This window comes from Acinetobacter sp. NIPH 2100, assembly GCF_000369805.1.
Taxonomy (GTDB): Bacteria; Pseudomonadota; Gammaproteobacteria; order Pseudomonadales; family Moraxellaceae; genus Acinetobacter.
In genome coordinates this window covers 1,039,976-1,052,545 of record NZ_KB850224.1, presented here as the reverse complement: position 1 = coordinate 1,052,545, position 12,570 = coordinate 1,039,976, and the positions used below count along the sequence as shown (strand labels likewise).

Annotated in this window: 11 protein-coding genes and 1 pseudogene; 4 read left to right on the top strand and 8 right to left on the bottom strand. The window is 37.6% G+C overall.

What is annotated here, in order from left to right; all coding sequences use genetic code 11:
- Window positions 1–517: 517 nt before the first annotated feature.
- From F887_RS13045 to yddG, 3 genes are all read left to right on the top strand, one after another.
- Window positions 518–709 carry a type II toxin-antitoxin system Phd/YefM family antitoxin gene (locus tag F887_RS13045; RefSeq protein ID WP_005256459.1) on the top strand — a complete coding sequence of 64 codons (192 nt, stop codon included), beginning with the start codon at window positions 518–520 and terminating at the stop codon, window positions 707–709.
- Window positions 709–1,635, top strand: a complete 927-nt coding sequence (locus F887_RS13050; RefSeq protein ID WP_005292352.1) for a DMT family transporter — start codon at window positions 709–711, stop codon at window positions 1,633–1,635. The genes F887_RS13045 and F887_RS13050 overlap by 1 nt, the downstream gene beginning before the upstream one ends.
- Before the next feature lie 116 nt (window positions 1,636–1,751).
- Window positions 1,752–2,654, top strand: a complete 903-nt coding sequence (gene yddG, locus F887_RS13055) for an aromatic amino acid DMT transporter YddG (protein ID WP_005292350.1) — start codon at window positions 1,752–1,754, stop codon at window positions 2,652–2,654.
- Window positions 2,655–2,695: 41 nt separating this feature from the next.
- Here yddG and F887_RS13060 read toward each other — a convergent pair whose 3' ends face one another.
- The 8 genes and pseudogenes from F887_RS13060 to F887_RS13090 form a co-directional block, all read right to left on the bottom strand.
- Window positions 2,696–3,301 (bottom strand): MarC family protein, encoded by a 606-nt coding sequence (locus F887_RS13060; RefSeq protein WP_005292348.1) that lies wholly within the window; start codon window positions 3,299–3,301, stop codon window positions 2,696–2,698.
- A gap of 76 nt (window positions 3,302–3,377) precedes the next feature.
- Entirely contained in the window at window positions 3,378–4,550 is a 1,173-nt protein-coding gene (locus tag F887_RS13065; protein ID WP_005292345.1) for a TonB-dependent receptor, read from the bottom strand.
- Between the two features lie 197 nt (window positions 4,551–4,747).
- Window positions 4,748–5,101, bottom strand: coding sequence for a cupin domain-containing protein (locus F887_RS13070; RefSeq protein WP_005256454.1), 354 nt, complete (start codon window positions 5,099–5,101; stop codon window positions 4,748–4,750).
- A gap of 11 nt (window positions 5,102–5,112) precedes the next feature.
- The gene (locus tag F887_RS13075) at window positions 5,113–6,429 is read right to left on the bottom strand and encodes an NAD(P)/FAD-dependent oxidoreductase (protein ID WP_005292341.1); all 1,317 of its coding nucleotides are present in this window, start codon (window positions 6,427–6,429) and stop codon (window positions 5,113–5,115) included.
- A 17-nt stretch (window positions 6,430–6,446) separates the two neighbouring features.
- Complete coding sequence (locus tag F887_RS13080) at window positions 6,447–7,652, bottom strand: NAD(P)/FAD-dependent oxidoreductase (RefSeq protein ID WP_228129834.1); 1,206 nt, start codon at window positions 7,650–7,652, stop codon at window positions 6,447–6,449.
- Window positions 7,641–7,802, bottom strand: a pseudogene (locus F887_RS18760) (rubredoxin); the annotation flags it as partial. The gene F887_RS13080 and the pseudogene F887_RS18760, both read right to left, overlap by 12 nt.
- Window positions 7,803–7,829: 27 nt before the next feature.
- On the bottom strand, window positions 7,830–9,260 hold the full coding sequence (locus tag F887_RS13085; protein WP_005292337.1) for an aldehyde dehydrogenase family protein: 1,431 nt from the start codon (window positions 9,258–9,260) through the stop codon (window positions 7,830–7,832).
- Between the two features lies 1 nt (window position 9,261).
- Window positions 9,262–10,452, bottom strand: coding sequence for an aromatic ring-hydroxylating oxygenase subunit alpha (locus tag F887_RS13090; protein ID WP_005292335.1), 1,191 nt, complete (start codon window positions 10,450–10,452; stop codon window positions 9,262–9,264).
- 316 nt (window positions 10,453–10,768) lie between these two features.
- Between F887_RS13090 and F887_RS13095 the strand changes: the two genes are divergently transcribed.
- Window positions 10,769–12,466, top strand: coding sequence for a BCCT family transporter (locus F887_RS13095; protein WP_005292333.1), 1,698 nt, complete (start codon window positions 10,769–10,771; stop codon window positions 12,464–12,466).
- Window positions 12,467–12,570: the final 104 nt, after the last annotated feature.

Below are 12,570 nucleotides of genomic sequence, written 5' to 3'. Positions count from 1 at the left end.
AGTGAATAAGGCTTGCACAGGCTCGCTTGTGCTAATCCGATAAATCAAATTAATGAGCGATAAAAATTTTTACTTTAAATATTTCATTTAAGTTAGTTGTAAACCTATGATTTGTATTTTTATATCAGATCTAATGATCTCGGGTAATATTTTGGCGGAGGTGGCGGCAGTCCAAATAAACCAATAACTCAATGTTTTATTTAACTTTTATTTTTTCAATACAAATCAAATTTACCCAATTTTGTCCCCTTACTTTTTATACATTTCAGAATAGGTAAAATTTTACTTAAACGCATTAACAATACAGATAAAAGAACTCACTTAAAACTCTAGAATTTTAATTTTAGCCGTTTGCCGTTCAGGTGTGATTTTTTGGTGCATACAAAAAAGTTGATAAAAAAAGGGGATTGGTTATCTATGATAAAAAATCATTAAACATTGAGAATAAATCCGTTGTACTCATCCTATAGTCTCTCTTATCTTTGAACCGATAATAAACAGCTAAAAGGACTTTTAAATGATTAGTTGGAATTACTCTAATGCTAGAGCACAACTATCCATGATTATGGATCAAGCAGTGTCAGGACAACCAGTTGAGATTACACGTCGGGGGCGCGAGTCTGCCGTTGTAATTAGTAAAGCATCTTATGAAGCTTATAAAAAAGCTGAATATGAGCAAATATGTCAAAAATCAAATGAAAAAAATTGATGAACTTAAAACTTTCATCCTTTCAGATAGGTTCGGTTAGTGCCTTTTTATCAGCTTTTTTATTCAGTACTAAAGCTATTTTTATTAAACAAGCTTATGCCATTACCTCTACTTTAGATGCAACTACACTCATGGTGATTAGAATGGCAAGTGCTTTACCATTCTTTTTACTTATATGCTGGATTGGTCGACATCATCTTAAAAATGTAAAGCTTAAAGATTGGTTGCTACTCACTCTCACTGGTGCTCTTGGTTACTACATCGCTAGTTGGCTCGACTTTTATGGCTTAATGTTTATTAGTGCTTCTTTGGAAAGGATTATTCTCTTCTTATATCCAACATTAACTGTTATCGCCTCCAGTATCATCTTCAAACAAAAACTTAATATTAAAGTCATCATTGCATTAATTTTAAGTTATGGGGGTACTGTTCTAGTTATGCTGCAAGAACAAAAGAACTTAACAGATCAGCATGACTTTTGGCTTGGCGCTAGCCTTGTCTTTGCAAGCGCTGTTGCATTTGCATGTTATCTGTTACTAACGCCATCACTGATAAAAAAATTTGGCTCCTTAAATTTAACTGGGCTATCACTGTCCGCAGCTTGTCTCTGTATTTTCATCCATTTTATCTCTATAAATCCTCATCCCCTTCAGCACTTAACTTCCTTACCACTTAGTATAATCTGGTATGGCGTTGGGCTAGGCATCTTTGCAACGGTCCTCCCGACCCTTTTGCTTGTGTTTAGTATTGAGCATTTAGGTGCAGCTCAATCATCAATTATTTCATCAGTTGGCCCTGTTTTAACTATTTTTTTAGCTATTTTGTTTTTAGATGAACACTTAAATTCTATTCAATGGATTGGATGTATTCTTAATATTATTGGAGTAATGATCATTACTTTATCTAAAAACAGACTCAAGAACTAACACTCACCCAACCATAATAAAAACTCATTATTGCATGATAAATTATCACGCGAATATAACTTTAAAAACAATTATTAAAAAACTAATATTAAAATTATTTTAATCAGGCAAAACAAATGAACCGCCAGATTGCAACTAGTATGGGCATTTTAGCTTTATTACTCTGGTCAACTTTAGTTGGCCTACTCAGGCTATCTACAGAGATTTTTGGCCCAATTTATACAGTAACTTATGTCTACACTTTAAGTGCCATTCTTTTATATTTTTCTTATGGTTTACCTGACTTTAAAAAAACGTCTGCTAAATTTCTGATTATCTCTAGCTCACTTTTTGTAATCTTTGAATTATGTTTTGCTTTTTCGATCACATTAGCAAAATCAGTTGAAAAGTCGATTGAAATGAATATCATTTTTAGCTTATGGCCGACCTTAATTATTTTAATGCTAGCGGTACTAAAAGAAGAAAAAATCAACTTTTTAACTATTTTCGGGATATTAATTAGTTTTTCAGGAATTGTTATGATTAACTATCATCCAAATCTTAACTTTATTGATAACTTTTATAAAAATCCACTTAGCTATATTCTAATTTTCTTGGCTTCAATACTTTGGGCTTTTTATTGTATATATACCAAAAAACATAGTAATGGTACTAATGCTGTTTCTTTATACTTTATTCTGACAGCAATCGCTTTATGGATTCTGACCTTTTTTACACAAGGGTTTCATTTTCCTCATGTCACTCATTTCACAAGCTATACTTTTATCCTGATCAATGCATTCTTTTTTGCGATGGGCTATCTGGCTTGGAATGTTGGAATCATCAAAGGGAATATGCCACTTTTAGTCATCCTATCTTATTTTTCTCCTATGCTCTCTTCTGCATTTTCAGTCATAGTCTTACATTCCACGTTATCTAATAATTTTTGGTATGGCGCAATTACCGTAACATTTGGCTCATTAATTTGTTGGCTTTCTACTCGTAAGAAACAAATTCACCACCCGAAATTAGCAATCTAAAATAAATAAGCCAAAGATGAACTTTGGCTTTATCTCTCTTTTTAAATTAGTCTTAAAACACCAGTTACTATCATGTCGACTGCTATTGTTCCAATTACTAAAGCAGCAAGACGACCTACGATATCAAAATAACGATCTATATACTTTGCATGTTTATAACGTAGGTGATCATGTGAAAACTTCATAAGAATTAATACACTACACGTTAAAAGTAGTACTAAAGCTATAATTGCAGCTGCCTCTAAAATTGACATATGCATTCCAGTGACTACAGCAGCACTAATCGTGCCAGGTCCAATCATAAATGGCATTGCAATAGTTCCAGCCAAATGTTCAGGAGCCCCTCTCATTTCTCCAATCGTATCGGCCCCCTGAAATACATACCGATACCCTATTACTAGAAAAATTAGCCCTCCAAAAATAAGAAATGATTCAAATCTTACATTTAAATATTTATTAAAAATTGCTTCTCCACCCCAAGCAAAGAGTAGAAAAACAACATACGCAATAAGACTGCCTTGAATTAAAGCTTTATTAAAAACTTTCGTTTCTGTATGTCGTATTAAACCGATCATATAGATACTCATGAGGAAAGGATTGAGTAACGAAAAAAATAGAATAAAAGTACTGAGGTATGGTGAAGACATTTTTTGTTATCCTTAACAAGTTCAGGAAGTTAAAAAACTTCCTGAACTGTAAATTATTAAGTTTTTTTGATATCGTTTAAAAGTTATAAACCAGCATTAGATTTAATAACTTATTCCACTTTCCATCATCACCTACTGCTAGGGAGCTACCCGTTCCTCCAACAAACGGATCATTTTTACTCATTAAATATTCGGTATATAAAGAAACACTTTTATAGTCCCAAGCGACCCCAACAATATTACGTTGTGAGTTATCAAAGCCATCTTCTTTCTTATTAAAACCACTAAAAACGATGTACGGCGTAACATTCAGTGAATCACGTACATTTTTAAATACGTAACTTGTATCGACTGTGTAGAAATAACCTTTGTTAGCAAGATCATATTCTCCGTCAAAAGATCCAAAAGTAGAGCTATCTGGACTTAAAGCATCCTTATTGTTAATTGATTGTCTTCCACCAGTGACGACAACATTTAAATTTTTATAATTAATACGATTAAATAGTGCCCATGTATTTCTTGAGCCATCAGCTGAGGTTTTCTTATTTTCAATCTCTGAGTACCAGTAACTTCCTCCTACTGATACTTTCAGATCATCTGTACTTAGAAATTTAAGATCTTGATCTACCCTTGCCATCCACATATTTTTTTCATTAAGATTCGTTTTTAATGGATCAGAAGATTTGACTACATTGGCAGTATATCTAGCAGAATCTTTGCTTTCTCCATGATAATTACCGCCATCAGTTGCAAAATATGCTAAATCAATTTTAGTGGCAGACGGTAATTCAAAGTGATAATTTGCCCCTAAATTTGAAGCGTCCTGTAAACCCATGGTGTTGTTAATACCAGCATAAAAGCTAGTATCCCAAAAACGACCTGGTCCAAATGGAATCGGTTGTACACCCACAGTGATATTATCCGTTGAGTTTAAATGATATCCCGCATATCCATATACCAAAGTTGAAAAGTCGCAAAATGTATCGTATTGATAGCAGCGATATTCGACTTTTCCGAACCAGTCTGGTGATTCATAACCTAATCTTAAAATTGCTGCATCAAATTGAATTTTATGATCAGATGCATCCTCACCATAATTCTTATCTTGATAATTAGCGCGTAAAGCACCTGAAATAGTTAAAGCCCCTGTTTCACTCTTGGCATCTCCTAAAGTTAAACCTGCCAATGCAGGGCATGCCAAACTTATAGACGCTAAGCTCAATCCAAGCTTCAAAAAAACTTTTCTCATATACAACTCCTTGTTAAATCAATATTTGCAAAGAGCTAATCCTACTCTCTACTTGTTTTTTTCAGACGCAATTTCCTATTCAGGAAAGGTTCCTGAAATTAATAATTTTTAAACTTTTATGTAGATTGCCGTTGAACCTAAGTACTCATGAAAAAGTCCATCCACTTTGTGCTCTGTTTAAAAGTGGATGGATAGTTTTATTCAATCCCGTGTATTTCTTTCCAATTACCAGGATGTACTACATAACCAAACAATGCATGACCACCATAAATTAAGTCAGTTCCCTCAGGAATCCATAACATTTGTCCAGGGCGAACCTCATATTTTTGACCATTTGCGGTTAGTTCAAAACAGCCTTCAATAACGAAAATAACTTCGTCATAAAGTAATTTCCAGCTAACTTCAGCACCTTCCCAACGCGCAAATCCGATTCCCATATTCGGTGAAACATCTGCACCTAACGCTCTAGCAACATATGCCATCCCATCAGGAGTTTCACCACGTAGGTTAAAAATCAATTGTTTACTATCAACTAAACGAACTTCACTCATCATCTTTTACCTTACAATTCACTACGACTACGCCACTTTTCAAATCGAATACGAGTCTTCACTCCAAGACCTAAAAATGGTTCAGGTGGATTTAGACTTGGCATACCCGTCACAAATTGAATATCACTTAGTGCTTGAGAGTCTGCGCCTACAACCAAATCAGCTAAAAGTGTTCCTGAAATTGTTCCCCAAGCTGCTCCAACACCATTGTCACAAGCACTTGCATAAACACCATCTTCTAATTCACCGAAGAAATTCGTAAAGTTACGAGAAATCGCGTAAACACCGCCCCAAGTATGAGTAAATGGCACATCAGCTAACTCTGGATAACGTGCTAAAAAGGCTTTACGATGATCTGCCTGTATCCAGTGACGATTATCATCACTGACATTGGCACCGTATTTCGGTACATGTTTATAAGTATTACGGATCAGGATACGACGATCTGCTGTCATACGTAATGTAGTTCCAGCATGATCTGCTGGTGTTAGTCCCCAATCCAACTCACCAAGATAAATATTCATTTCTTGGTCTGTCAGAGGGCGTGTCCAACTCGCAAAGGTCATGACGGGTAATAGGCGATTTTTCAAATATCCAAATTCACGCGTAAAAATACTTGTTGCTAGAAGTACCTTAGGCGTGGTGATCAGGCCATGATCACCTTCTAATACCCATTGATTATTATTTCTTTTTAAATCACGGATTGGTGATTGCTCTAATAATTCAACATTAGCTGGTAAATTATCCCCCATACCTCTTACTAAGGCTGCTGGTTGCATTAAGTAAGAACCTGGGGTAAAAATTGCACGACTATAAAAATCTGTCCCTAATACTTTTTTCAGCTCGGCCTTTTCAACCCAACGATATGGTTCACCTAAATCTTTCATCAAGTGTTCAAAATGATTGAGATGAGCTTCACCTCTTTCACCTACTGCACCTTGATATTTACCTGCTGCCGACCACTGACAATCAATATTATGGCGCTCTACTAAACCTTGTAATTGTGCAATTGCAGATCGGTTTAGACTTAACAACTTTTGCTTATGCGAAGGATCTGGATGTGATAATGCAAATTTATGGGGTAAATCAATTACAAACCCTGAATTACGACCTGAGGCACCTTCAGCCACACGCTGAGCATCCACTAGAATAATACAGGCATTTGGCTTGAGTTCTGCCAATCTACGGGCTGCGGCTAATCCTGCGAAACCCGCTCCAATAATGGCATAGTCTGCTTTTTGTGGACCGATTAACTTTTTAGCAGGACCCGCTGGCGGCAATGCCGCATACCAGCCACAAGTACTATCATCATTTGGTAAAGCAATCATTTTGTTATTCCCTTAACTTAAACTGAGGATGAACATGAATCTAGTTTTTCAAGCCACTCAGTACGATGATGTTGTAATTGACGTCCGAGTAACGCAAAGCCTGTTAACTTGCCTTGTTCATTGTAGAAACCCGCAGCTAACTCTCCGTCATGCTTTTCCATTCTCCACTCACCTGTCCCCATTGCAGGTAAGACTGATAACGGCAAAATTGGAGTTTTTACTAAAACTGGTGTTGATTTCAAATCCGCAGCAGTTGACTGACCTAAAAGGTTATTCACCAAAGCTGGTAATGCTTGAGTGATTGGATTGATATAAGGTGACCACTGACCGTTCACTTCTGCACAATCACCTAAAGCAAAAATTGCTGGATCGCTACTGCGGTGATCTAATCCCGTACAGATTCCGCGTGCTGTTTCTAGACCAGCGGCTTGAGCAAGTGCAATATTTGGTCGTAAACCGACTGCACTTAATACCAAGTCAGTTTCAACGGATTGACCATCTTGGAGAGTTAATTGGTAACGACCATTAGCTGATTGAATAGAACGGATACTATTTTGTAATTTCCACTCTACGCCTAACTCACTTAGAGCATTTTGTAAAGCATGGCCTAAAGGTTCTGGAATAAGACGTTCCATCGCCCATTTACCTAGTCCAACAACTGTAACTTTGACGCCATGTGCAGCTAAATCATTAGCGAACTCACAACCAATGAGACCATCCCCAAGAATTGTGACATGTTGTTTATCTGATAATTGCTGACGGAAACGGCGATAATCCGCTAGATCATTTACGCTTAATGTTGCCGTAGAATCACCATCAATAGGAATGATAACTGGCGTTGCGCCTGTAGCAAGTACAAGTCTACCGTAAGGATAATCACCAATTGTGGTTTGAAGCTTTTTATTAGCCCGATCAATATAAGTCACTTTTGTATGTGGATAAACACGAATATTTAAGCGCTGTTCCCAACTAAGAGCGGTCTCACGGACTAAACTTTCACCGTCTTTACCTAATGCTAAAGCATTAGATAAAGCTGGTTTGCTATATAAGGCACCATCATCAGCTGTAAATACAGTAATAGACAAGTCTGGAGATTGTGTACGTAAAGTTGAAGCCACTTGATAGCCGGCATGACCGCTACCAATAATCACAACGGGTTCAATCACTGCAGCTGCTGCCACTTGAGGAATTTCGTGCTCTTCAACATCTGTGATATCGAGCATTTCAAAATCAGCTTTACCCACTTGACACTCTGGACACATCCAGTCATCAGGGATATCTTCCCATTTCGTTCCTGGTGCTATCCCATCATCAGGCCAGCCTTTAGCTTCATCATAGATCCAGCCACAGACAATACATAACCACTTTCTCATCTTGTCTATTTCCTTATTTCTTACAAATTACACGCTATGCTTCAAACGAATACCGATATTGCGAGTTTGAACATAACTGTAGATGGCTTCCTGCCCTTTTTCGCGACCAAAACCAGATAAGCCCACACCACCAAATGGTGTTTCGATTCCGCCAGCAAACCATTCATTAACAAATACTTGGCCTGCAATAAGACGATTTGCTACTCGAAGTGTTTGATTCAGATTTTCACCAAATACACCAGCTACAAGGCCAAAGTCCGTACCATTTGCGATTGCAACTGCTTGGTCTTCATCATCAAAAGGCATGATCACCATGACAGGACCAAAAACTTCTTCTTGAGCAATCGACATGTCATCTTTTGCTTCAATAATCGTTGGCAGGACGAAGTAACCTTCTAGATCTGCTACTTTACCGCCCGTTAGAACTTTTGCACCTTCTTCACGCGCCTTATCAATCATGGCAAGAATTTGTTGCTGCTGATCTTTAGAGACAACAGGTGTAAGTTCCGCATTATTTTCGCCAATACCCACCGTCAGGCTTTCTGCCAGATTAACGACAGCAGCCTTAACTTCTTCATAACGACTACGATGTACTAATAACCGAGACATTGCTGAGCAGACTTGCCCTGAGTTATAAAAAATTCCAACTTTAACGCTACGTAGTAACTGCTCTAGATCAACATCTGCAAAAGCGATTGCAGCAGACTTACCGCCTAACTCCATTACAGAAGGTGTTGCACGTTCAGCCGCATCTTTCAAAATGCGTTGGCCTGTTGGTACAGAGCCAGTAAATACAATCTGGTTCGTATCTTGGTGTTTAACCAGATGGGTTCCAACTTCTGACCCTTTACCACACAGTAAGTTCACTGCACCTTGTGGAAAACCAGCTTTCTCAATCGCTTTAATGAGTAAAACCATTCCTAAAGGAGAAACTTCAGGTGACTTAATTACGACCGCATTGCCAGCTGCTAAAGCAGGTGCAAGCGAGCGAGCACAAATGGATACCGGGAAGTTCCACGGTACAATTTGAACCGATACACCCATTGGAATGTAAGATGTGAAATCTACATAATCTTTACCTAGAGGTACTGAGATTCCTTCAATTTTATCTGCCATACCCGCGTAGTATTCGAAATAGCGCGCTGCTTCATCGAATTCTTCACGTGCCGTATCAACATTCTTACCGTTTTCACGGCAAAGAATTAATGCGCCTTCGTCAGCAATTTCACGAATAGCTTCTGCTGCTTTTAACATCCAAGTTGTACGTTGTGCAGGGCGTACATCAGTTAATGCACCACTATTCACACAACGTCTAGCTGCAGCCATTGCAGCATCAGCATCTTCAATACTTGCACGAGCTACTGTTGCAAAAACAGTATCTGTTGCTGGGTTGATAATTTCCAATTGGCGAGAAGCATCTCGCCATTGTCCATCAACATAGTTGAGGTAATGTTGCATATTAAGCCTCCAATGCTTTTTTAGCTTGGCTTGCTAACCATTTTTGGAAGAAGTGTGTTGGCAAATCCATTTCAGGAGAGAAAACGCCTCCGCCAAAACCAGGTGAATGACGGCCTTTTTGCATGGTTTCAACCGCAAATACATCTTCAGCAAATACAACTTTCCATGATTCTAGAGTTGCTTCACGACATGCATCATATTTAGGATCTAATGATTCATCACTCACGTAATACAAACGTAATTTTTCAATAGTTTGCTCTGGAGCAATTGGGTCAATCATCATTGCAAATGCATGATCAGCTTGAATTCCTAATAATACGTTCGGGAAAACAGCGACATATTCCGCATGACGCAATTGGTCTTCCGGCCAGCTTGGGAATTTTGGCAAATGTGTACCCGCTGTAGCTGACAAGTTATATTTATAACTACCCTGACCAGCGAAGCGATCTTCGAACATAATGTTGTAATGATCTTCAAGTTTTGAATAGGTATTTAGCGCTGGGTGTACCCAAGGTAAGTGATAAGCTTCGCAGTAATTTTCAACTGTAAGTTTCCAGTTACTTTTTACAGGTAACTCAAAAGTTGAACCTATTTTGCTACTGCGAATAAGCTCTAAACCGTTTTCACCAAGGAAAGGCTTCCAACGCTCTACTAATGGTGCAATATGATCTTCGAAAGCTGGTGCATCACCAGAGATATTTACAAAGACCATATCCATCCAGATCGCAGAACGGAGTGCTTTTAAGCCATGTTTTTCACATTTAAAGCGTTCATCTTTATGCTGGTTAATGCCACCAACATGTGGAGTACCTTTTAAGTTACCGTTTAAATCATAACTCCAAGAATGGTATTGGCAACGAATTACACCTTCAATCGAGCCTTCTTGTTGCACCAAAATCATACCGCGATGGCTACAAACGTTATGGAAAACTTGGACTTCCCCTTCACGATTACGCATCATTACAAGAGGCATACCCATGAAATTAACAGGTTTCACATAGCTCTTTTTAGGTAAATCAGAAGCAAAACCTACACATACCCAAGTTTTACTTAAGATATTGTCACGTTCAAAATTAAAATATTCGTTACTGGTATATGCTAAATTAGGCATACCATTTGATTCTGTAATTGGATTTAAAACATTGTCTACTTGCTGAACTGTAATTAGTTGCTGGCTTACTCGACTATTCATCTGGCAATCTCCATTTATTTTGAATAACGCAGTGCTCCCTGCGTTGGCATTAACTATTCGTTAGCACCCAGTGCTGCTTAATTGAGATTGTGTAAAACGAGAACAAAAGTGACAAACGACTTTTTAGCTAGGCAAGTATGAGTTTTTGTAATGAATCATGGATTCAGCTCATCCACAAAAATACATCCATGAGAAAAACTCATTAACCCTTGAGAATAAGTAGGTTGAGTAAACTCTATCCTCCTAACTACCCTGTATGATTTGCACATAACAGCTAATAGTTTTTAGCTAAATGCAACGCAACAAAGGAGTAGTTATGCGTACAACAACAGGAGTCCTCAAAGGACTTAATCCCACAGTTACGATTGCCTCTAAGCTATTACTATTTGTTTTCATTGCATTCTGTATTTTTAAGGAAAAACAGGCTGGCGAGTACTTTCAACTCATCTCCAATGTTTTATTGCAGAATGCAAAATGGTATCTCTTATTGCTAGCTACAAGCCTATTAGTATTTCTTCTTTACTTATGTATGAGCCGCTTTGGGCAAATCAAATTAGGAAAAGATAACGAAAAGCCTGAATATAGTAATTTGGCTTGGATATGTATGCTTTTTTCTTGTGGCATGGGTATTGGGCTGATGTTTTGGTCTGTAGCTGAACCAATTAGTCATTATGCTAGTAACCCTTTTACACCTGGGTTATCTGATGAATCTGCCCGTATGGCAATGCAATTGACATTTTTCCATTGGGGCTTACATCCTTGGGGATTATTTTGTTTAGTCGCAGTTGCGCTTGGCTATTTTTCCTATCGTAAAGATTTACCCTTCGCAATGCGCTCAATTTTATACCCTTTGATTGGTAAAAAAATATATGGCCCAATTGGAGATATCGTCGATACATTAACAATTGTCATTACTGCTTTTGGTATTTCACAATCATTAAGTATGGGAATTCTAGAGCTAAATACGGGTCTTAATCATACTTTCGGAATTAATATGGATGTGAAAATCCAATTAATCCTAGTGTTAGTACTTTGTGCACTAGCAACTATTTCTCTATTATCTGCCATCAGTAAAGGATTTAAATTTATTGCTGAAGGTAATATGGTTCTTTCTTACCTTTTAGTATTTATCATTATCTTTATTGGTTCGACGCATTATATTTTAAATACATTTTTTGAAGGTATTGGTGACTATCTACAAAACATTGTTGGTATGAGCTTATGGAGTGATGCGCAAAAAGATTCTGGTTGGCAGAACTCATGGACAGCTTATTATTGGCCTTGGTGGATGACTTGGGCACCATTTGTAGGATTATTTATTGCTCGAATATCAAAAGGACGTACCATTCGGCAAGTTATCCTAGGCTCACTTGCCGCCCCCACTCTCCTTACATTTCTTTGGATAGCTGCATTTGGCGGAGCAGCACTGAAAATAGAGAAAACTACTCACCAGCCAACAACCTCTACAATTGTTACGAATACCCCTTCCACTGTATCAGTTGATAAAGTTCCAGCTCATGAACTTACTATCACCGAGGCAACCAAACAAGATCCCGCACGAGCGGTATTCGTGTTCTTTGATCATCTCGCACCAAGCTCCGATACTAAAATTATTCTCAGTGCATTACTTTGCTTACTCTTAGCAATTCATGTCATTACCTTAGTAAACTCTGGAATATTAGTTCTTTGTTTCTTGGATTCTTATGGAGCAACAGATCCTTCAATCGGAATTCGGCTGATCTGGAGTATTATCATTCCCTTAATTGGTGGAGGATTACTACTTGCTGGCGGACTAACAGCTATAAAAACAGCTTGTATCATTGCGGGTTTCCCTATCTCAATTCTGTTAGGAATTATGTGTTTTTCATTGATGAGAAGCCTACGAGAAGATCCTAAAGTACAGGAGCGTGAAATAATTTATATTCACGCCAATTCTCCTAAATTAGATAAGAAGTTAGTCGAAACACCTAGAAAAGAAACGAACGACTTAAACGATCAACTGATTGTTGAGTAATTAATTATGCGCTTCAATTGGCTAGAAGTTTTCACTTCTAGTCAATTTTAAAATGTGAATCTTTTCACATTATTTTTATATAAAGACCTATGATAAAAACTCAC